12 protein-coding genes are annotated in these 20,624 nt (G+C 70.7%); 5 read left to right on the top strand and 7 right to left on the bottom strand.

Going from position 1 to position 20,624, the window contains the following annotated elements:
• From AB4Z01_RS20775 to AB4Z01_RS20750, 6 genes are all read right to left on the bottom strand, one after another.
• A partial coding sequence (locus AB4Z01_RS20775) for a condensation domain-containing protein (RefSeq protein ID WP_441696972.1) occupies positions 1 to 2,503 on the bottom strand: 2,503 nt, incomplete at its 3' end.
• Positions 2,504 to 2,508: 5 nt separating this feature from the next.
• Complete coding sequence (locus tag AB4Z01_RS20770; RefSeq protein ID WP_441696970.1) at positions 2,509 to 5,682, bottom strand: non-ribosomal peptide synthetase; 3,174 nt, start codon at positions 5,680 to 5,682, stop codon at positions 2,509 to 2,511.
• A complete protein-coding gene (locus AB4Z01_RS20765) occupies positions 5,679 to 10,199 on the bottom strand; it encodes a condensation domain-containing protein (RefSeq protein ID WP_441696967.1) in 4,521 nt (1,506 codons plus the stop codon). Before AB4Z01_RS20765 ends, AB4Z01_RS20770 begins: the two co-directional genes overlap by 4 nt.
• Before the next feature lie 8 nt (positions 10,200 to 10,207).
• Positions 10,208 to 11,893 carry a cyclic peptide export ABC transporter gene (locus AB4Z01_RS20760; protein ID WP_441696965.1) on the bottom strand — a complete coding sequence of 562 codons (1,686 nt, stop codon included), beginning with the start codon at positions 11,891 to 11,893 and terminating at the stop codon, positions 10,208 to 10,210.
• Between the two features lie 21 nt (positions 11,894 to 11,914).
• Entirely contained in the window at positions 11,915 to 12,898 is a 984-nt protein-coding gene (locus AB4Z01_RS20755) for a TauD/TfdA family dioxygenase (RefSeq protein WP_441696963.1), read from the bottom strand.
• An 81-nt stretch (positions 12,899 to 12,979) separates the two neighbouring features.
• A complete protein-coding gene (locus AB4Z01_RS20750) occupies positions 12,980 to 13,219 on the bottom strand; it encodes an MbtH family protein (protein WP_441696960.1) in 240 nt (79 codons plus the stop codon).
• Between the two features lie 361 nt (positions 13,220 to 13,580).
• On the opposite strand from AB4Z01_RS20750, the gene AB4Z01_RS20745 reads away from it, so the two are divergent.
• Both AB4Z01_RS20745 and AB4Z01_RS20740 read left to right on the top strand, forming a co-directional pair.
• Positions 13,581 to 14,651, top strand: a complete 1,071-nt coding sequence (locus tag AB4Z01_RS20745; protein WP_441696957.1) for a GNAT family N-acetyltransferase — start codon at positions 13,581 to 13,583, stop codon at positions 14,649 to 14,651.
• A complete protein-coding gene (locus tag AB4Z01_RS20740) occupies positions 14,648 to 15,991 on the top strand; it encodes a lysine N(6)-hydroxylase/L-ornithine N(5)-oxygenase family protein (RefSeq protein ID WP_441696954.1) in 1,344 nt (447 codons plus the stop codon). The genes AB4Z01_RS20745 and AB4Z01_RS20740 overlap by 4 nt, the downstream gene beginning before the upstream one ends.
• On the opposite strand, the gene AB4Z01_RS20735 is transcribed toward AB4Z01_RS20740, so the two are convergent.
• Positions 15,988 to 16,800 carry an NAD(P)H-dependent oxidoreductase gene (locus tag AB4Z01_RS20735; protein WP_441696951.1) on the bottom strand — a complete coding sequence of 271 codons (813 nt, stop codon included), beginning with the start codon at positions 16,798 to 16,800 and terminating at the stop codon, positions 15,988 to 15,990. The genes AB4Z01_RS20740 and AB4Z01_RS20735 overlap by 4 nt on opposite strands.
• A gap of 94 nt (positions 16,801 to 16,894) precedes the next feature.
• On the opposite strand from AB4Z01_RS20735, the gene AB4Z01_RS20730 reads away from it, so the two are divergent.
• The 3 genes from AB4Z01_RS20730 to AB4Z01_RS20720 all read left to right on the top strand — a co-directional run bounded on the left by AB4Z01_RS20730 (position 16,895) and on the right by AB4Z01_RS20720 (position 20,230).
• Positions 16,895 to 17,833 carry a LysR family transcriptional regulator gene (locus AB4Z01_RS20730; RefSeq protein ID WP_441696948.1) on the top strand — a complete coding sequence of 313 codons (939 nt, stop codon included), beginning with the start codon at positions 16,895 to 16,897 and terminating at the stop codon, positions 17,831 to 17,833.
• Between the two features lie 73 nt (positions 17,834 to 17,906).
• Positions 17,907 to 19,217, top strand: coding sequence for a homogentisate 1,2-dioxygenase (gene hmgA / locus AB4Z01_RS20725; protein ID WP_441696946.1), 1,311 nt, complete (start codon positions 17,907 to 17,909; stop codon positions 19,215 to 19,217).
• Entirely contained in the window at positions 19,214 to 20,230 is a 1,017-nt protein-coding gene (locus AB4Z01_RS20720; RefSeq protein WP_441696943.1) for a fumarylacetoacetate hydrolase family protein, read from the top strand. Before hmgA ends, AB4Z01_RS20720 begins: the two co-directional genes overlap by 4 nt.
• The last annotated feature ends 394 nt before the right edge of the window (positions 20,231 to 20,624 follow it).

The following is a 20,624-nucleotide window of genomic DNA, read 5'->3' as shown; positions in this document are numbered from 1 at the left end:
CGCCCGCCACGCCCACCAGCACCGGCTGCAGCCGCCCGTCCAGCACATAGGCCCGGCGGTCCCCCACCGGACGGCCGATCGGCACATAGGCCCCGTCGCAGGCCGTCTCGGCATTCCCCTTCCACACCAAAGGCGTCACCACCGCCTCGGTCGGGCCATACCCGTTGATCAAGGCCCGCGGTCGCAAAGCCCGACGCACTCGGTCGTACCCCGCCGCTGGCATCGCCTCCCCACCGAAGGAGATCAGCTCCAGCGGCGGCGTTCCGTCCGCATCCGAAGAGGCGGCGAGCTCGGCGAGATAGGCGGGGGTGAAATCCGCGTTGGTCGCGTGGTGGCGACGGATGGCAGCCAGAGCCTGATCCGCCGTCCACAGCCCTTCGGAGGACAGGACCAGACTGCCCCCGGAGCCGAGCGCGGTCAGCCAGCGCTCATGCGCCGCGTCGAAGCTGAAGGACAGGGAATGGAACTCGCGGACCCTCTCGCCGAGGCCGAACACCGAGCTGACGGCGCGGCAATGCATGGCGAGCGGGCCATGGGCGACGGCGACGCCCTTCGGCGTGCCGGTCGAGCCCGAGGTGTAGATCACATAGGCCAGGTTCTCGGGATGCAGCGCCACCGCCGGGCCTGCCTCGGCCTCACCGGTCTCGACCAGGATGCGTTCCAGACCCTGCGGCAGCCTTCCGGCCAATGAGGCCTGGGTCAGCACCAGCCGCAGCCCGCTGTCGGCCGCCACCTCGGCCATCCGTGCCGCCGGCGCATCCGGCGCCAGCGGCACATAGGCCCCGCCCGCCTTCAGCACCGCCAGCAACGCCACCAGCAGCTCCACCGACCGCTCCAGCACCACCCCGACCAGCACGTCCGGCCCGATTCCCGCCCGAACCAGCCGATGCGCCAGATGGTTGGCCCGCCGGTCCAGCTCGCCCCGGCTGACTTCGCGATCGCCGAAGATCACCGCCGTCCGGCCCGGCTCCACCGCCGCCCAATCGGCGATCCAGTCCTGCACCGAGCGATACGGCTCGGCCTCGTGGGGCTCGGTCTGCCATGCCGCGAGCTGCGCCAGATCCGCCTCCGTTAGCAGCGACAGGGCTTCGACCGGGGCATCCGGCCTGGACGTCATCTGCCGCAGCAGCGTGACGAAGTGCGTGCTCCAGCGGGCCACGGTGGTGCGGTCGAACAGCGCGGCATCGTATTCGAGCTGGCAGTCGATGCCGCGCCCATCCGCGGCCACGTCCAGCGACAGGTCGAACTGGGCGCTGCCGGTGTCGATGTCGATCAGCTCGGCCGTCACCCCGTCCAGCGCCAGCAGCGCCGCGTCGCGGGTGGTGCGGAAGTTGAACAGCGACTGGAACAGCGGCGTGTGCGACGCATCGCGGGCGATGCCGAGCCCGTCCAGCAGCAGCTCGAACGGCACGTCGGCCTGGTCGAGCGCGGCCATCGCCTCGCCACGCAGCCGGCGGCACAGCGCCCGGACGCTCAGGCTCGGGTCGAGCCGGACGCAATAGACCTGGGTGTTGACGAAGAAGCCGAGCAGGTCCTGGATCTCGGCTCGGCCGCGCGCGGCGTTCGGTACGCCGACCGCGAAATCGGGCTGGCCCGAGAGCCGGCCGAGCAGCAGTTGCCAGGCGGCCAGCAGCACCACGAAGGGGGTGCACCCTTCCTGCCGGCACAGGGCTTGAACCGACCTGGCCAGATCCGGCGGCAGGGCGAAATCGATGCGGCCGCCCGGGCGGTTGCCCTCGGCGTCGCGCGGCCGGTCGGTTGGCAGCGCCAGCACCGGCACGTCGCTGCCGAGATATTCTTTCCACCGCGCCAGGGCCTGCTCGCGGCGGTCGCCGGCGAAACGCCGGCGYTGCCAGGCGGCATAATCGGCATAGCCCAACGCCTGGGCGGGCAGCGGCCGGCCCCGGCGGGACGGGTCGCGCAGCGCCTCGCCATAGGCCTGGGCGAGGTCGCGCACCAGCACCGCGGTCGACCAGGCGTCGACAACGATGTGGTGCATCACCAGCAGCAGCACCCATTCGCCCTCACCCTCAGGCGTCTCACCGCGCCGGGCCAGGGCGACGCGGAGCAGCGGCGGCCGGGCGAGGTCGAAGGGCCGGCGCACCCGCGCCTGCAGCCAGGCGGACAGCGCCTGCTCCACGCCCGGCGCCCCGGCCGCGGGCAGCACGGCCTGCTCGATCACGACATCGACCTGCGGCAGCACCACCTGCCGCGGCTCTCCATCCCCGCCCTCGAAGCCGGTGCGCAGCACGGCGTGGCGTTCGACCAGGCGGCAAAACGCGGCCTCCAGCGCCGGCGCGTCCAGCCGCCCCCGCAGCCGCAGCGCGCGGACCGAGTTGTAGGCCGCGCTCTCCGGATCGTAGTGYTGCAGGAACCACAGCCGCTGCTGCTGGAAGGACAGCGGAGCTGAGGTCCCATTGTCGCGCGGACGGATCGCATCCGGATCCGACGTCTCGTCATCCAGCAGCAGTGCGAGCAGCGCGTCGTTGTCGATGTCGTTCATGTTGCTTAAGGAGCCTTGGCCTGCCGCGCCTTCTCCAGCAGCGCCGCCCGCTCGGCCTCGCTCATCCCGTCGAGGCTGAGGCGGAGGGTGGCGATCTGGTCGATCCGACCCGGCGCCGCATAGCCGCGCAGCGCCTGGGCCAAAGCGGCGATGCTGGGATGATCGAAGACGATGCCGGGCGGCACGTCGAGCTGGAACAGCTTGCGGATGCGGGCGACCAGCTTGATCACCTGCAGCGAGTTGCCGCCGATGTCGAAGAAGTCGTCGGTGACGCCGATCGCCTCGGCCGGCCGCTCCAGCAGCTCCGCCGCCACCTGGCGCAGCAGGGTCTCGACCGGATCGCGCGGCGCCACCTTGGCGCTGGTCTCGGCCAGGGTCGCCGGATCGGGCAGGCCGCGGCGGTCGATCTTGCCATTGGCCAGGCGCGGCATCCGGTCCAGGGCCACGATCTGCGCCGGCACCATCGGTCCGGGCAGTCGCGCCGCCAGCGCCGGGCGCAACGCCGTGGCGTCGCCCTCGCCCGAGGCCAGGGTGACGAAGCCCACCAGCCGCGCCTCGCCGCCTTCCGGCCGATGCACCACGACCGCCGCCTGCTGGACGCCGTTGAGGGTCTGCAGCGCCGCCTCGACCTCGCCCGGCTCGACCCGGAAGCCGCGGATCTTCACTTGGTGGTCGGCCCGGCCGACGACCTGCAGGGAACCGTCCGGCAGGTGTCGCGCCAGGTCGCCGCTGCGATAGAGCCTCCGGCCCTCGCGGAACGGGTGGTCGACGAAGGCGCCGGCCGGATCGCCGTGCAGATAGCCGCGGCAGAGCTGCGCCCCGCCGATGTGGAGCTCGCCCACCGCGCCGGTCGGCGCCAGCCGGCCCGCCGCGTCGAGYACCAGCACCTCGCTGCCGGCCAGCGGCCGGCTCAGCGGCAGCGCGTCGCCCGCCCAGGCCGAAGGATCATGGGCGTGCACCAGCACGCCGATGGTGGTCTCGGTCGGGCCGTAGTGGTTGAACACCCGGCATCCCGGCGCGACCGCGAGGATGCGGTCGACCAGCGCCTTCGGCGTGGTCTCTCCACCCAGAATCAGTGTGGCCGGGAGAACCGGCTCCGGAACGTCGAGCAGCGCCGCCAGATGCGATGGCACCAGCTTGGCGCAGTCGATCTCATGCCGCCGCAGGAATCCGGCGAAGGCGGCGCCGTCGGCCATCTCGGTTTCGTCCGCCACCGCCAGGCAGGCACCATGCCGCAACGCGCCGAACAGTGTGGTGTTGCCGAGATCGGCGGCGACGGTCGAGGTCAGGGCGAAGCGCCGGCAGCCGGCGAGGCCGAGCGCCGCGCTGACCGCCTCGACATAGGTGCGCAACTGGCCGTGCTCGATCACCACGCCCTTGGGCGTGCCGGTCGAGCCGGAGGTGAACAGGACATAGGCGGCGCGGTCGTCCTGGTCGAGGTCGGGCAGGCCCGCCAAGGCGGGCTCCGCCAGCGCGGCGGCCAGCGGGTGGACCGGGACGGTGCCGGAGACGACAGAGTCGGCGGCGTCGGTCAGCACCAGCACCGGACGGGCCTGGTCGAGCAGCAGCTGCCGCCGCGCCTGCGGCCATTGCGGGTCGAGCGGCAGATAGGCGCCGCCGGCGCGCCAGACGGCGAGCAGCGCCACCACCATCTCGGCCGAGCGGGCCATGTCGAGCGCGACCATGGACTCACGGCCGACGCCATGGGCGACGAGCCAGGCGGCCAGCCCGTCGACCCGCGCGTTCAGCCCGGCATAGTCGAGGGTGATGCCGCCGCCGGCCAGAGCCGGCGCGTTCGGGGTCTCGCGGCCCCAGCGGGCGATCAGCGCCGGCAGCGACGGGCCCGGCGCCGGAGCCTCGGCCATGGCGTCGAAGGCTTGGAGCCGTGCCCGCTCCGCCGCGCCCACCGGCGACAGGGTGCCGAGAGACGTCTCAAGCTGGTCCGGCAGCTCGGACAGCAGGATCACGACCTGCTCCAGCAGCGTTGCCATCGCCGCGTCGTCGTAGCGGCCGCCGTCCCAATGGAGCGCGGCGGCGCGGAGGCTGCCATCCTCGGCGAGGTCGGCCTGCAGCGCCAGCTCGAAGGGCCGCCGCGCGTCCGCTGAAACCAGGCGCCAGGCACCATCAGCGGCGGCGGGACCCGCGATGCGGAAGCCGGCGATCAGGTGGTCGCTGCGGCCCGGCGCCTCGACCGGCCAGTGCTCCTGCCAGCCGCGATGGCTGTCGAGCACCGGCGCAAGGCGATCCAGGAAGGACGAGAAGGATTCGGCCGGGTCGGCCGTCAGCCGCAACGGCAGCACCTTGTCGAACGGGCCGATGGTCTCGGCGAAGGCGTCGTAGTCACGGCGGCAGTCATGCTGCCAACCGGCCACCAGCTCGACCCGGCCGGCGATGCGGGCCAGCAGCGCCCACCACGCCGCCTGCAGCACGGCGTCGAGGCCGATGCCGCGCCCGGCGGCGAGATCCGCCAGCCGCCGCGCCACGGCGGCGTCGATTGCGGCTTCGCGGCTTGCTGGTGCAGTGGTGCCGGCCGCGCGACGGCGATAGGGCAGATGCAGGGCCGGCGGCGCCGAGGGGCCGAGATGGTCCTGCCAATAGCGGCGGCCCTCGGCAGCGTCCTCGTCGGCCGCCATATCGGCGCGCCACTCGACATACTGCGCATAGGCCACGCCGTCTTCGTTCGCCGGGACGGCGGCGCCGGCATATTCGCCGCGCAGGGCGCGATGGATCAGGTCGAGCGCGCCGCGATCGGCCACCAGCGGCGAGGCCAGCAGCGCCAGGTGCCACTCCGCGTTGCCCAGGCGATACAGCGCGACCCTCAGGGTCCGGCCGGAGCCGAGATCGAAGCCGGCTTCCTTCTGCGCCGCCAGGTCGCGCGACATCGCGTCGGCGGCATCCGTTCGCCCGCGCAGGTCGAGCGCGGACCAGGCCGGCTCCGCCGGCGCGTCGAGCGGACGGGCGCGCAGGCCGCGGAAGCCGGGGACGGCGACGAAGGCGGTGCGCAGGATCTCATGCCGGCCGGCGACCCGCAGCAGGGCGGCGCGCAGCCCCGCCTTGTCCAGGCTGCCGGCGATGGCGACGATCAGGGTCGCGGCAACGTCCGGATGCTCCGCGGCGACGCGCTGCTCCGAGCCGAGCGGCCAGGTCTCCGCCCCGGCGGAGAGGGCGAGGTCGGTCATCGCGTACCCTCCAGGCTGGTGCGATCGACCATGTCGCCCATCGCCACGACGATGCGGCGCGGCCCCTCATACGGGTCGCGGGCATGGGCGGCGAGCATGTTGTCGAGCATCACCACGTCACCGCGGCGCCAGTCGAAGCGCACGGCGCAGGTCTCGTACAGCTCGCCGATCAGGTCCATGACCTCGTCCTCGATCGGCGAGCCGTCGCCGTAGAACACCTGGCGCGGCATCCGCTCCGGGCCGACCATGGCCAGCAGGTCCTCGTGCACATCGGCGTCGAGGCAGCGGGTGTGGTGCAGCTGGACCTGACTGAAGAAGGAGCGCTCGCCGGTCAGCGGGTGGGTGATCACCGCCGGGCAGCGGGTGCGGGTCTGCAACTCGTCCTGGCCGATCCAGGCGAAATCGACCCCGGCGGCGCGGCAACGGGCCTCGACCTCCTCACGGCTATCGGTCTTGAAGAAGTCGCGCCAGTCGACGTCGAGATTCTCGGTGAAGGTGCGGACATAGGTCAGGCCGAGGCGGGCGAAGCGCTCCGCCAGCTCCGCCGGCAGGCGCCGCAGCATCTCGCGGCAATCGACGATCGGGGTGGCGCCGCCGACCGGCGACGGCTGCTCGCAGAAGAACCACTGCTTGCGCGGCCAGCGCGGCAGGTGCGAGCTCTCATTGTGGTAGAGGATCATCTTCCGCTCCGGATACGGCGTGGAGCGGTAGGTGTTGCGGCCGCCTTCCTTCTTCGGCAGGTCGCCATAGGAGCCGTAGAGGCCGGGCTGCAGCGCCTCGGCGAAGGCCTCGAACTCCTGCGGCGTGGTCAGGCCGAAGCCGCGGAACAGCAGGCCGGCGTGGCGCCGCAGCCAAGCTTCGACCTGGTCGCGATGGGAAGCGGCCCAGGCCACGGCGTCGAGATCGGCACTGGCCGGCTCGACCACCAGCGGGAAGACCGCGCCCGGGGTCAGCGACAAGGTCCGCACCAGCTCGCGCGCCGGTGCCGCAGCGGCAGCCGGCCGGGCCGAGGGGGAGGCGAACTTCTTCAGCTTGTCCAGCTTGGCGCCCATGCGGGCGGCGCCGGTGGTTTCGGACGGCGACGCGGACGACGACATCGCGGGTTCCTCCAGTGAGGGAAGGGTGAAGCCGCTCAGCGAGCGGTCCGGGCTTTCGGCGATCTGTTCCAACAGTGCGGTCCAGGCGGCCACCAGCCGCCCGACGCGCGGCCGGGCGAACAGGTCGGTGGCGAAGACCCACTCGCCTTCCAGCCCCTGCGTGGCGCGGGGGCCGAGCGGGTCGAGGAACAGCGCCATGTCGAATTTCGAGCCATGGGCCTGGGCGGGCCGCAGCTCCGCCGTCAGGCCGTCGACGCCGAAGCGGCCGCGCGGCGCGCTCTGCAGCACGAACAGCACCTGCACCAGCGGGTTGCGGGCGCGGTCGCGCGGCGTGCCGGCGGCCTCGACGATCTGGTCGAAGGGCAGCAGCGGCTGCTCGAAGGCCTGCAGCGAATCCTCGCGCACCCGGTCCAGCAGCCCGGCGAAGGGCAGCGCCGCTTCCGGCCGGGCGCGCAGCGGCAGGACGTTGACGAAGAAGCCGACAAGCCGGTCGAGCTCGCGCCGCGGCCGGCCGGCGACGTCGGTGCCGATAACGAAATCGGTGGCGCCGGTCAGCCGATGCAGCAGGGTCTCGAACGCCGCCAGCAGCACCATGAACAGCGTGCCGCCGCGGGCATGGCCCAGCGCCTCGAGCCGCGCCACCAGCGGGCCCGGCAGGCTGAAGCGGACACTGTCCCCGGCCTGGGACGCCACGRCCGGGCGCGGATGGTCGGCCGGCAGCTCCAGCCGGTGCGGGACGCCGGCCAGTCGGTCGCGCCAGAACGCCTTCTGCCGGTCCAGCCCTTCGCCCTGCAGCAGCCGGCGCTGCCACAGCGCGAAATCGAGATACTGCACCGGCAGCGGCGCCAGATCGGCCGGGCCGTGCGTCAGCGCGGCGCGGTACAGCGCGCCCAGGTCGTCGATCAGCACGCCGATCGACCAGCCGTCGGCGACGATGTGGTGCAGGCCCAGCAGCAGGCTGTGCTCCGCCGGCCCCAGCCGCAGCAGGGTGGCGCGCAGCAGCGGCGCCGCCGCCAGGTCGAAGGGCCGCCGCGCCTCCTCGGCCTCGATCTCGGCCAGCCGCGCCTGGCGCCGGGACGGGTCGAGCGCCGACAGGTCGATCTCCGGCAGCGACAGGGCGGCGTCGGCGTCGACCCGCGCCACCGGCACGCCGTCGGCATCCTCCGGATAGGCGGTGCGCAGGATCTCGTGCCGCGCCAGCAGGCCGGTGATGGCACGGTCCAGGGCCGGCCGCGACAGCGGGCCGGTCAGGCGCAGCTGGCCGGTCAGGTTGTAAGCGCTGCGCGCGGCCTCCCCCGCCAGCCGTTCGGCCAACCACAGGCGCTGCTGCGCCGGCGACAGCGGCATCTCGGCCTGCCGCGGCCCGGCCGTGACCGGCGGCAGCCCGGCCTCCGGCGCCTGGCGCGGCGTCGTGTCCAGCCGGACGGCAAGCTCGGCCAGGCTGTGCGGCGCGAAGATCTCGCGCAGCGGCAGCTCGACACCGAACTCGGCCCGGATCCGGTCGATCGCCTGCATCGCCAGCAGCGAATGGCCACCAAGGGCCAGGAACCGGTCGCCACGGCCGATCGGACCGCAATCCAGCAGCTCGGACCAGATCGCGGCCAGGCGCTGCTCGGTGCCGTGCCGCGGCGGCTCCCGGTCCTGCGCGCCGGCGCCGGCCGAAGGGCGGCGGTACAGGTGCCAGGCCTGCAACTCGCCCGAGGCCAGCCGCTCGCGGCAGGCGGAGCGTTGCAGCTTGCCGCTGGTGGTCTTCGGCAGCGTGCCGGGTTCGAGCAGCGCGACCAGCGCCGCCGGCTCCTGCTGGAACTCGGCAACGACGCGGTCGATCGCCTCGACCAGCTCGCCCGGCGCCGTCTTGCGCTGCGTGACGCGGCCGATCTCGGCCGCAACGCCGATGCTCTCGCGGCCGTCATGCTCGACCGCGAAGGCCGAGACCCGGCCCTTGCGAATTCCCGGTACGCCGGCCTCGACCGCCTTCTCGATGTCCTGCGGGTAGCGGTTCTGGCCGCGGATGATGATCACATCCTTGCGCCGGCCGGTGATGAACAGCTCGCCCTCATGCAGGAAGGCCAAGTCGCCGCTACGCAGCCAGACGCCTTCACCGCGGTCGAGGAAGGCGTCGCGCGTCGCTTTCGGGTTGCGCCAATAGCCACGGGCGACGCTGCCGCCGGTCACCCAGACCTCGCCGACCGTGCCCTCGCCGAGCGGCTCCAGCGTCTCGGGATCGACGATGCGCAGCTGCTCCGGCCGGATCGGCCGGCCGCTGCTGACCAGCTCGACGCCCGCGCCGCTCGGCACCACCCGGTGCGCCGCCAGCGCCTCGGGGTCGACGTGTAGCGTGACATAGGCATGCGGCCGCGGGCTGCAGGACATGGTCAGCGTGGCCTCGGCCAGGCCATAGGCGGGGGCCAGGGTCTCGCGCCGGAAGCCGGCCGGGGCGAAGCGGGCAGCGAAATCCGCCATGGTGTCGGCCCGCACCGGCTCGGATCCGCAGAAGGCGAATTGCCAGGACCGCAGATCGAGGCCGGCGAGGGTCCTGTCGCTGACCCGCTCGCAGCACAGGCGGAAGGCGAAATCGGGTCCGCCGCTGACGGTGCCGCCGTAGCGGTGGATCGCCTCCAGCCAGCGCGCCGGCCGGGCCAGGAAGTGCTGTGGCGCCATCAGCACCAGCGGGATGCCGGCGAAGAAGGGCAGGATCATCCCGGCGATCAGCCCCATGTCGTGATAGAGCGGCAGCCAGGACACCAGCACGTCGTCGGCGGTGACGCCGATGCCGTGCACCATCATCCGCTGGTTGTCGATCAGGTTGGCGTGGGTGACCTCGATGCCCTTGGGGTCGGCGGTGGAACCCGACGTGTATTGCAGGAAGGCGATGTCGTCGCCTGCAGCCGGATGTGGCCGCCAGGCTTCCGCCTGCGCGGCAGACAGGGCGTCGACGGCGATCACGTCGACGCCGTCGTGCCCGGCGCAGAGGGCTTCGACCGAGGCCAGGTGCGACCAATCGGTCAGCAGGTGACGGGCACCGGCATCCTCGACCATACCGTGCAGCCGCTCGACATGGTGCAGGCTCATCCCCTCCGGCGGATAGGCCGGCACGGCGATGACCCCGGCATAGAGGCAGCCGAAGAAGGAGGCGATGTAGTCCGGCCCGCTGTGCAGCAGGATCAGCGCCCGGTCGCCCGGCGCAGCCACGGCCTGGAGATGCGCCGCAATAGCCTGGGCCCGCTGGTCCAGGGCGCGGTAGTCGAGGGTGTCGCCGATCGTCTCGCCATCGGTCAGGAAGCGCAGCGCCGGCCCGCCATCGTCGGCGGCGGCGCGGCGGCGCAGCAGCTCGACCAGCGTCTCGGCATCGGCATAGTCCAGGGCCAGCGGGGCGGCGGCGGCGCGGCGCGGACGGAGATCGAAGGCAGCGTCGCTCACGGCGAACCTCATGACACCGGCGAAAGGGAAAGATCGCGACCGGGCGCGCGCGACGGCGGTGCGGCATCCGCCGCGACAGGGCCGCTGCGCTCGACCACCTGGCCGCGCTCGAGCTTGACCAGCTGGTCCGCCAGCGGGAACCAGCGGTCGTCATGGGTGATGACCAGCACCGTCTTCCGCCGCGCCTTCAGCTCGGTCAGGACCTCGCGGTAGAACACGTCCTTGAACTGCGGGTCCTGGTCGGCCGCCCATTCGTCGAACACCATCACCGGCCGGTCCTCGAGGCATGCCGCCACCAGCGCCAGGCGCTTGCGCTGTCCCTGCGACAGGTCGCGGGTCGAGAAGGCGCCGTCGCGGACCGCGACCTTGTGGTCGAGATGGAGCTGGCGCAGCCAGGTGTTGGCGCGGTCGTCGAGCGACCCGTCCGCCGCCTCCAGCAGCGTCTCGAACAGGTGGAAGTCGGAGAACACGGCCGAGAACAGCTGCCGGTGCGCCTCGCCGCCCGGCGCGGCCAGGGCCCGGCCGTCGACGCGGATGGTGCCGGCCTCCGGCGCGTACAGGCCGGTGACCAGCTTCGCCAGCGTGGTCTTGCCGCTGCCGTTGCCGCCGACCAGGAAGGTGATCTCGCCCGGCCGCAGCGTCAGGTTGATCGGGCCGAGGGTGAAGACCTCGTCCTCGCGCTCGTCGTAGTAGCCATGGGTGACGCCCTCCAGCGCCAGCGTGACCTCCGCCCCGGCCGGCAGCGGCGCCGGGGTCTCGCCGCCCTTCCCCGCTTCCAGCTGTCGCACGGTGTCGTCGATGCGGCCGAGCGCCACCCGGGCCATGCCGAGATGCGGGATATTGGCCAGCAATCCTTCCAGCGGGCCCATGATGTAGAGGAAAGCGATGACATAGCCGGAGACGACGCCGGCATCCTCCGGCGCGATCCAGATCCGAGCGAACAGCGCCGTGCCGATCGTCGCCATGAACAGCAGCCGGCCCCAGCCATCGGCGAAGGCCAGCAGCGACAGGCCGCGGACCCGGCTGCGGCCGACTGCGTCGATCGCCTCGGCCAGCACCGCGTCGAGGAAGCGCCGCGCCTTGCCGGCGTTCAGCTTCAGCTCCTTGGCGCCGCCGTTCAAGGCCTCGAAATGGCCGAACAGACGGTCCTGGTCGCGGCCTGCCTCACGGAAATGCGACAGCACGCGGCCGTAGCTGAGCTGGTGGCCGACCGAGCCGAGCACCAGCACCGCCGCGGCCAGAAGCAGGAAGCTCCAGGACAGGGTGGCGAGATAGATCAGCACGCCGAGGATGACGACCCCGTTGGTCACCAGGATCGGCAGGCCCATGCAGAAGGTGGCGATGGCCGAGGCGTCATCGGTCAGCAGCGACTGGATCCGCGCCCGGCCGACCACCTCGAGCCGCCGGTAGGGCGCCGCCACCACCGCCTGGGCGATGTGCTGCCGCAGCCCGCCGAGCGCCCGCTGGCCGAGGCGGGCGAACAGGGCGCGCGAGGCAACCTGCGCCACCATCACCAGCACCGCGGCGGCGACGAAGGGCAGCAGCCATTGCGGCAGCGTCTCGGCCGGCGCGTGCAGCGCGCGGTTGATCAGCAGCACCAGCAGCGCCCCGCCGATCCCGCAGGCCAGGCTGGCCAGGATGGCGGCCGCGAACAGGATTCGCGACCCGCGGATCAGCATTCCGAGAAGCGACACGGCTTTCTCCGGCTCGGAGCGTCAGTGCAGACCGTGCGCTTCGGCCATGGCGACGATGACCTTGCGCGGCCCCTTGAACGGAGCCCGCGCATGGGCGGTGAGCATGTTGTCGAGCATCAGCACGTCGCCCGCCTGCCAGGGGAAGCTGATCTTGTTCGCTTCCAACACCTCGCGAACGGTGGCCAGCGCCTCGTCCTCGATCGGCGAGCCGTCGCCGTAATAGACGTTGCGTGGCAGGTCCGGCTCGGCGACCAGCTCCAGCAGGGTCGACCGCACCTCGGGCTCGAGGTTCGAGACGTGGAACAGATGCGCCTGGTTGAACCACAGCATCTCGCCAGTCACCGGATGGGCGATCGTGCCCTGGCAGACTTGGCGGGTGCGCAGCTCGCCATCCGGCTTCCACTCGCAGTCGATGCCGTGGGCGCGGCAATAGGCTTCGACCTCGCCGCGATCCTCGGTGCCGAACACCTGCTGCCAGGAGACGTCAAGGCCGTTGCCGGTGTTGCGGACATACATCAGCCCCTTCTCGGCGAAGCGGTCGCGCAAGGCCGGCGGCATGGCGCGGTAGACGGCGCGGCTGTCGGCGATCGGCGTCTCGCCGCCCTCCGGCGCCGCCTGCTGGCAGTAGAACCAGATCTTCATCGGCCAGTCCCGGGTGTAGGCCTGCTCGTTGTGCAGCGGGATGTGCTGATGCGGCGGGTACTCGGTCGAGGTGTAGACGCCCTGCGTCACCTTGCTGCGCGGGGTCGAGCCGAACTCGTAGGTCAGCAACGGATGGCCGAAGCCGGCGGCGAAGCCGCGGAAGGCGTCGGCGCCGTCCAGCGCGAAGCCGCGGAACAGCAATCCGCCCTCGACGCTCAGATGGCGGTCGACGATCGACCGGATCTCGGGCAGGGCCTCAATCAGCGACGGCATGCTGCCGGCAGCGGGCTCGACCAGCAGCGGCAAGGGGCCGTCCTCGCGCAGCGGGCGGATCGTCAGCGTGGCGGTGGTCACGGCATCCATGGCGTGGGCACTCACTGAAGCGTAGCGGCGGGGCCGCCGTTCATCCGTCGCGACAGGGCCACGACGGCGCTCATGCGGTCACTACGCGGCGTCGATCTGGGGGGCGTCCGCCGCGGCCGGGCCGTCCATGTGCCGGCGCAGCGACAGCGGCCGCATGTCGGTCCAGACCTCCGAGATGTAGGCCAGGCACTCCGCCTTCGGGCCGGCCTTGCCGACGGCGGTCCAGCCCTCAGGGATCTCCTTGTAGTCGGGCCAGATCGAGTATTGCTCCTCGTGGTTGACCACGACGTGAAAGACGGTGTCGTCCCGATCGAAGGCCATCAGGCACTCCTCGCCGATATCGCATGCAGAGTTGACGAAAATTTTACGGATTCCGCAGATGCAGCCACACGGCGCCCTGCCGAATGCTTTCGGCCTGGCGTCTTGATTTGATCTTCATCGGTTTCCGGTGGCTTGAAGGAGATCGATCAGGAGGCGACAACGTGCCTGGACTTCCCGTTTCCTTCTGGCTATGAATGATAATGAGTTGCAGTTGCATTGCAAGTCAAGCCCGTTTTCGCCCTTCCCCGCCTCTCGTCCGGGAAGCGGCGTCCCGACCAGACGAGACGAATTCGCCCGCTTGCCGGCGGCCGCCGGTATGCCCGAGCCGGCAGGGTCCCTGCGGTCGTGGAAGGAGAAGACGATGGACGCCATACCCATTCCGCAGTCCGGCACGACCTTCCTGTCCTACGCCGCCACCCCGGCTCCGGTGACGACGTCGCGCCAGGGTGATTCGCTGACGGTGCGGCAAGCCGGCGCCGCGCCGCGGATCCTGCGCCTGGCCGAGGGGCGGCTGGCGCTGACCGGCCCGGCCGGGTCGGGTGATGCCGCCCTGCGCCGCCTGAACGCCGCCATCGAGGCCGCCTTTGCCTGGCACCCCGAGCTGGAGCGGCTGGCGCTCGACCTCGGCGACGGCACGGCAGAGCTGGCCGATGCGCTGCGCCGGCGCGGGATCGCCGTCGAGACCGCCGATGCCCCGCTGACCGTGCTGCCCGAGCTGTTCATGCAGCAGGCCGAGCTGTGGCACGGCCGGCCCGACCTGCCCGCCTTCCCGCAGCGCCAGGTGATGACCGACGGCAAGCGCCACCCGCAGCGGCCGCCCAAGCCTCAGGGCATTGTCTATGCCCGCTACATCCCGTGGCTGGAGCAGACCATCGCCTTCCGCGCCGCCACGGTGGAGGACGATCTCGGCCATCTGCACAAATGGATGAACGATCCTCGGGTCGCCGCCTTCTGGAACGAGGACGGCGACCTGGAGAAGCATCGCCGCTACCTGTCCGGGCTGATCGCCGAGCCGCATATGGTGCCGCTGATCGCCAGCTTCGACGGCGTGCCCTTCGCCTATTTCGAGATCTACTGGGCCCGCGAGAACCGCCTGGCGCCGTTCTACGACGTCCAGGACTACGACCGCGGCTGGCATGTCGTGGTCGGCGAAGACGCCTATCGCGGCCGCAGTTTCATCAGCGCCTGGCTGCCCTCGCTGACGCATTACATGCTGCTGGACGACTGCCGCACCCAGCGGATCGTCGGCGAGCCGGCGGCGGCGCATCACCAGCAGATCCGCAACCTCGAGACCTCCGGCTTCGTCCGCATCAAGACCTTCGACTTCCCGCACAAGCGGGCGGCGCTGGTGATGCTGCTGCGCGAGCGCTTCTTCTTCGACCGACTGTGGCTGCCGGCCGCCTCCGCCAAGCAGCCGGTGTCGCAGGCATGAGCCAGGACGCGATCCACGACGTCGTCGGAATCGGCTTCGGCCCGTCCAACCTGGCCCTGGCCATCGCGCTGGACGAGGCGCTGCGCCAACGGGGCGCAGCGCTGAGCCATCACTTCGTCGAGAAGCAGCCCGGCTTCACCTGGCATGGCGGCATGCTGCTGCCGGACAGCGACATGCAGATCTCCTTCCTCAAGGACCTGGTGTCGCTGCGCGACCCGACCAGCCCGCTGACCTTCGTCAACTACCTGCACCAGAAGGGCCGGCTGGAAGCCTTCATCAACCGCAAGACCTTTTTCCCCAGCCGGGTCGAGTTCAACGACTACCTCGGCTGGGTTGCCGCCCGCTTCGCCGACCACTGCAGCTATGGCGAGGAGGTGACGGCGGTCGAGCCGGAAACGGCGCAGGGCATCGTCACCGGGCTGCGGGTGCGGTCGCGCACCGCCTCGGGCGGCGAGACCGTGCGGCGGACGCACAACCTGGTCGTCGCCACCGGCGGCAGCCCGCGCATTCCGGCTGTCTTCGCCCCGCTGCACGGCGATCCGCGGGTGTTCCATTCCTCGGGCTATCTCGATCGGGTCCACGGCCTCGGCCTGGCCCGCCGCCCCTCGGCCCGGATGGCGGTGATCGGCGGCGGCCAGAGCGCGGCGGAGATCACGCTCGACCTGCATGGTCGCTTCCCGCAGCTCGGCATCGACCTGATCTACCGCGGCCATGCCTTGAAGCCGTCGGACAACACCCCCTTCGTCAACGAGATCTTCAACCCCGACTTCACCGATTACGTCTTCGGTCAGGGCGAGGCGCAGCGCGACGCGATCATCCGCGAGTTCCGCAACACCAACTACGCGGTGGTCGATGCCGACCTGATCGAGCGGATCTTCGACATCCTGTACCAGCAGAAGGTGCAGGGGCCGGCGCGGCTGGCGCTGTGCGGCCGCTGCGAGGTGACCGAGGCCGAGGCGGATCCGGAGGCGGTCGAGCTGACGGTGGGCGACGGCTTCGCCGGCATCGCCGCGCGGCGCGGCTATGACGCGGTGGTGCTGGCCACCGGCTACGAGCGCGACGGCGGGCGCCGCCTGCTGTCGGCGCTGGCCCCCTGGATCGAGGATTTCGCGGTCGACCGCGACTACCGCCTGCGCACCCGGCCCGAGTTCCGGCCGCAGATCCACCTGCAAGGCCAGTCCGAGACCTCGCACGGGCTCAGCGACACCCTGCTCTCGGTGCTGGCGGTGCGATCCCAGGAGATCGCGGAATCACTGCTGGCGGCGAAGCGCCGGCGGGGTGTCCCGCCCGATCTGCACGCCACCGCCCCGCTCCGCCGGCTCGCCGTCAACGACGACTAGGCGGCCGAAGCCCGGTCGGTCGTACCGGCGTCGTCCACATGGAGTGCGAAGCCGCTTGCACCCGGATCACCCAGGCCGGGGCGGAGCTTCATGCTCGGAACCAGATAATCGCCCGCGTTCTGGCGGCGATATGGAATGGGTGGCGTGGTTGCGATCGTCCGCATCCTCTCGCGCAGGCCTTCGGCGAGGGGTTCGAAGCCAGTCTCGTCCAGCCGGTCGACCCTGAAGACGACGAACGGCGGAAGCACGTCGTAGCCGGGATAGTAGAGGATGCCGTGATTGATCGGGAACAGCAGGTCGTCGATCGGCCCGTTGACCCCGCGAGGGGCATAGTGCTCCTCCCAGCCGCCGGCGGTCACGATCAGCATGGCGCGCTTCCCGGCCAGCGTCCCCTCGCCATAGCGGTCCCCCCAGCGACGGTCGCTATGCTCGCCGACGCCATAGGCGAAGCCGTATGCGAATACCCGGTCAACCCAACCCTTGAGGATCGCCGGCATGGTGAACCACCAGAGAGGAAACTGAAGGATCAGGGCGTCGGCCCACAGCAGCTTCTCGATCTCGACTTTGACATCTTCGGTCAGTGTGCCGGTGTCGAACGCCGCCTTGGACGCTGCAACCGGGATCAGGCGCTCGTCCGGCGTCAATGAAGGAAAGTCGGCGTGGTCGACCGCGGACTTCCAGCGCATGGCGTAGAGATCGGAAACCCGCACCTCGTGACCCTGGGCCTCGAGCTCGCGGATGGCGACGTCGCGCAGCGCGCCGTTGAGCGAGCGCGGCTCGGGATGGGCGAAGACAAGCAGCACCTTCATGATTCAGCGATCCTTCCAAGGAAACCGACTCCTCAGGTGGCCAGTCCTCGGCTGATCCGCTATATGTCGGGAATGGATAGGATTGTGCCGATAAATGGATAGGCCGGACGTCTCGCTCGATCGCATGCGCAGCTTCGTCCGTGTCGCCGAGCGCGGCAGCCTGTCGGCGGTGGCGAGCGAGCTCGGGGTCGGCCAGTCGACCATCACCAGGCATCTGCGCGAGCTGGAGGAGGCGGTCGGCGTACCGCTGCTCAGCCGCACCACCCGGCGCGTCACCATGACCGACGAGGGCAGCCGCTACTACGCCGATTGCATACAGATCCTGCGCCTGGTCGAGCAGGCCGGGGACGCGGCCCGGGCCACGCGCGGGGCCGCGGCCGGCACGATCCGAATCTCGTGCACCGCGGCCTTCGGAGTGCTGCAGGTCAGCCGGCTGATCTTCGCCTTCCAGGACCGCTATCCCGACATCGGAATCGACCTCAGCCTGACCGACGAGCGCATCGACCTGGTGCGCGAGGGTGTCGACATCGCGCTGCGCCTGGGACCGCTGACCGACAGCTCGATGAAGCTGCGCACGCTCGGCCGGTCGCGGCGGCTCATGGTGGCGTCGCCGGCCTATCTGGCGGCGCGGGGCCGGCCGACCGTGCCGCAGGATCTGACCGGCCATGAAGGCATCCGGATGACGAACATCGCCGGCAGCGACACGCTGACCCTGGAGGGGCCGGCCGGCGAGCGCCATACGGTGCCGTTCGGCGGGCGGTTCCGGGTCGATCACGGGCTGGCCGCGCGCGAGGCCCTGGCCGCCGGGCGCGGCGTCGGGCCGGCCCATCGCTGGCTGGTTGACGACCTGCTGGCAGCCGGCCGGCTGGAGGCGATCCTGCCGGGCTATGAGCCGCCGCCCGTCCCCCTGAGCCTGCTGATCGTGCCGGAGCGGGCGGGCATCGCCCGGGTCCGGCTGCTGGTCGACTTCCTGGCCGAGCGGATCGGCGGCATCCCGGGGATCGAAACCCCGCGGCTGGAACGCCCTCGCTGAGGTTTGGCATTGATATTCGTTTCAGATGAAACAAATATCCGGGCAAGATGGAATGACGAGCCGGGAGGATGCGATGACGCTCCGCTACATGCCGGGATTCGGCAACGACTTCGAGACCGAGGCGCTGGAGGGCGCCCTGCCCCAGGGCCAGAACTCGCCGCAGCGCTGCGCCTACGGGCTGTATGCCGAGCAGCTCTCCGGTTCCCCCTTCACCGCGCCGCGCGGCACCAATGAGCGGTCCTGGCTGTACCGGCTGCGACCTTCGGTCAAGCATGTCAGCCGGTTCCGCGAGACCGAGCTGCCGCATTGGAAGACGGCGCCGCATGTCGTCCGCCACGGCCTGCCGCTGGGCCAGCTGCGCTGGGATCCGACGCCGATCCCGGACGAGCCCCTGACCTTCCTGACCGGCCTGCGCACCATGACCACGGCCGGCGACGTGTTCACCCAGGCCGGCATGGCCGCGCATGTCTACCTGGCCACCGAATCGATGGTCGACGAGGTGTTCGTCGACACCGATGGCGAGTTGCTGGTCGTGCCGCAGCAGGGGTCGCTGCGCCTGGTCACCGAGCTCGGCATCATGCAGATCGGCCCGGCCGAGATCGCGGTGATCCCGCGCGGCACCAAGGTCAAGGTCGAGTTGGTGGACGGCCCGGCCCGCGGCTATGTCTGCGAGAATTACGGCGCCAAGTTCACCCTGCCGGACCGCGGCCCGATCGGCGCCAACTGCCTGGCCAATCCGCGCGATTTCAAGACCCCGGTCGCCGCCTTCGAGGAGCGGGACACGCCGCACCGCGTGGTGGTCAAATGGTGCGGCGGCTTCCACGAGACCACGATCGGCCACTCGCCACTCGACGTCGTCGCCTGGCATGGCAACTACGCACCCTGCAAGTATGACCTGCGGAATTTTTCCCCGGTCGGCGCGATCGGCTTCGACCACCCGGACCCGTCGATCTTCACCGTGCTGACCGCGCCGTCCGGCGAGGCCGGCACGGCCAATGTCGACTTCGTGATCTTCCCGGAGCGCTGGCTGGTGGCCGAGCATTCGTTCCGGCCGCCCTGGTACCACATGAACATCATGTCGGAGTTCATGGGCCTGATCTACGGCCGCTACGATGCCAAGGAGGAGGGTTTCCTGCCCGGCGGCATCAGCCTGCACAATTGCATGCTGCCGCACGGGCCCGACACCGACGCCTTCGCCAAGGCCAGCACGGCCGAGCTGAAGCCGGTGAAGCTGACCGGCACCATGGCCTTCATGTTCGAGACCCGGTTCCCGCAGCAGCTGACACGCTATGCAGCGGAGCTGCCGACGTTGCAGGATGACTATCCGGCCTGCTGGAGCGGGCTGGAGAAGAAGTTCGACAAACGGGAGGATACCGGCCGATGAAGCTTGCCAGCCAGAGGGACGGGTCGCGCGACGGGCGCCTCGTCGTCGTCTCACGCGACCTGACCCGCTACACCGTGGCCGGGGGCATCGCCCCGACGCTGCAGCGCGCCCTGGACGACTGGGACCTGCTGCGGCCGCGGCTGGAGGCGCTGGCCCATGACCTTGAGCTCGGTGCCGTGCCGAGCGACCGGTTCCGCGAGCACCAGGCCCTGTCGCCCCTGCCCCGCGCCTATCAATGGGCCGACGGCTCGGCCTATGTGAACCATGTCGCGTTGGTGCGGCAGGCCCGCGGCGCCGAGATGCCCGAGAGCTTCTGGACCGACCCGCTGATGTACCAGGGCGGCTCCGACAGCTTCCTGGCGCCGCGAGACCCGATCCGGATGCAGAGCGAGGCCTGGGGCATCGACCTGGAGGCCGAGGTGGCGGTGCTCACCGGCGACGTGCCGATGGGTGCCGAGCGCGACGCCGCCGCCCAGGCGATCAAGCTGGTGATGCTGGTCAACGACGTCTCCCTGCGCAACCTGATCCCGGCCGAGCTGGCCAAGGGCTTCGGCTTCTTCCAGTCAAAGCCGTCCTCGGCCTTCTCGCCGGTGGCGGTGACCCCGGACGAGCTGGGCGACGCCTGGCACGGCGGCAAGCTGCACCGGCCGCTGCTGGTCGAGCTGAACGGCGCGCCCTTCGGCCGGGCCGATGCCGGGGTCGACATGACCTTCGACTTCCCGACCCTGGTCGCCCATGCGGCGAAGACCCGGCCGCTCGGCGCCGGCACCATCATCGGCTCCGGCACCGTGTCGAACCGCGACGCCGGCGGCGGGCCGGGCAAGCCGATCCTGCAGGGCGGCCAAGGCTATTCCTGCCTGGCCGAGCTGCGCATGGTCGAGACCATCCTGTCGGGCGCACCTCACACCTCGTTCCTGCGCTTCGGCGACACGGTGCGGATCGAGATGAAGGACGCTCAGGGCCACTCCATCTTCGGCGCCATCGAGCAGACGGTCGAGGAGGCTGTCGGGTAACGGAGGCGGCATCGCGCATCTCGTGGCTAGACCCGGCTTCGCCTCGTGCAAGGCCTTCTTTCGCCTCAAAAAAGCCCATAAAACTCACAAAAATCGTTTGACACTCCAAGCACAGAAAGCTTGAAATCCAACCTCGGAGGAATTTCTTTCGAGACGGACAGGTTGTCTGCCGCTCGCTTGGCGAACTGTATCGAGATTTCACTATCGGGTTTGGGGGCATGGCGCGCGGAATCTCAATAACCAGGATTTCTTGCGCGCCCTGATGAAGGAGGGGGATGTGATTCACGAAAGTAGAGTTCTGCTCTTCGGCCGCGTAGACTGGGCAAGGCGGAGAGCGGAAGCCAGGGTTGGAACAGCCTGACCAAGACCCGGCCGGCACACATTGGCCGGCGTC

The organism is Inquilinus sp. YAF38 (assembly GCF_052113205.1).
Taxonomy (GTDB): Bacteria; Pseudomonadota; Alphaproteobacteria; order DSM-16000; family Inquilinaceae; genus Inquilinus.
This window is presented reverse-complemented; position numbering and strand designations above follow the sequence as displayed.

Bases quoted from the DNA above. Each gene is read 5' to 3' on its own strand.
- AB4Z01_RS20745 (WP_441696957.1), top strand. From the start codon at position 13,581: ATGGACGCCATACCCATTCCGCAGTCCGGCACGACCTTCCTGTCCTAC.
- AB4Z01_RS20740 (WP_441696954.1), top strand. From the start codon at position 14,648: ATGAGCCAGGACGCGATCCACGACGTCGTCGGAATCGGCTTCGGCCCG.
- hmgA (WP_441696946.1), top strand. From the start codon at position 17,907: ATGACGCTCCGCTACATGCCGGGATTCGGCAACGACTTCGAGACCGAG.
- AB4Z01_RS20730 (WP_441696948.1), top strand. From the start codon at position 16,895: ATGGATAGGCCGGACGTCTCGCTCGATCGCATGCGCAGCTTCGTCCGT.
- AB4Z01_RS20750 (WP_441696960.1), bottom strand. From the start codon at position 13,219: ATGGCCTTCGATCGGGACGACACCGTCTTTCACGTCGTGGTCAACCAC.
- AB4Z01_RS20720 (WP_441696943.1), top strand. From the start codon at position 19,214: ATGAAGCTTGCCAGCCAGAGGGACGGGTCGCGCGACGGGCGCCTCGTC.
- AB4Z01_RS20735 (WP_441696951.1), bottom strand. From the start codon at position 16,800: ATGAAGGTGCTGCTTGTCTTCGCCCATCCCGAGCCGCGCTCGCTCAAC.
- AB4Z01_RS20755 (WP_441696963.1), bottom strand. From the start codon at position 12,898: ATGGATGCCGTGACCACCGCCACGCTGACGATCCGCCCGCTGCGCGAG.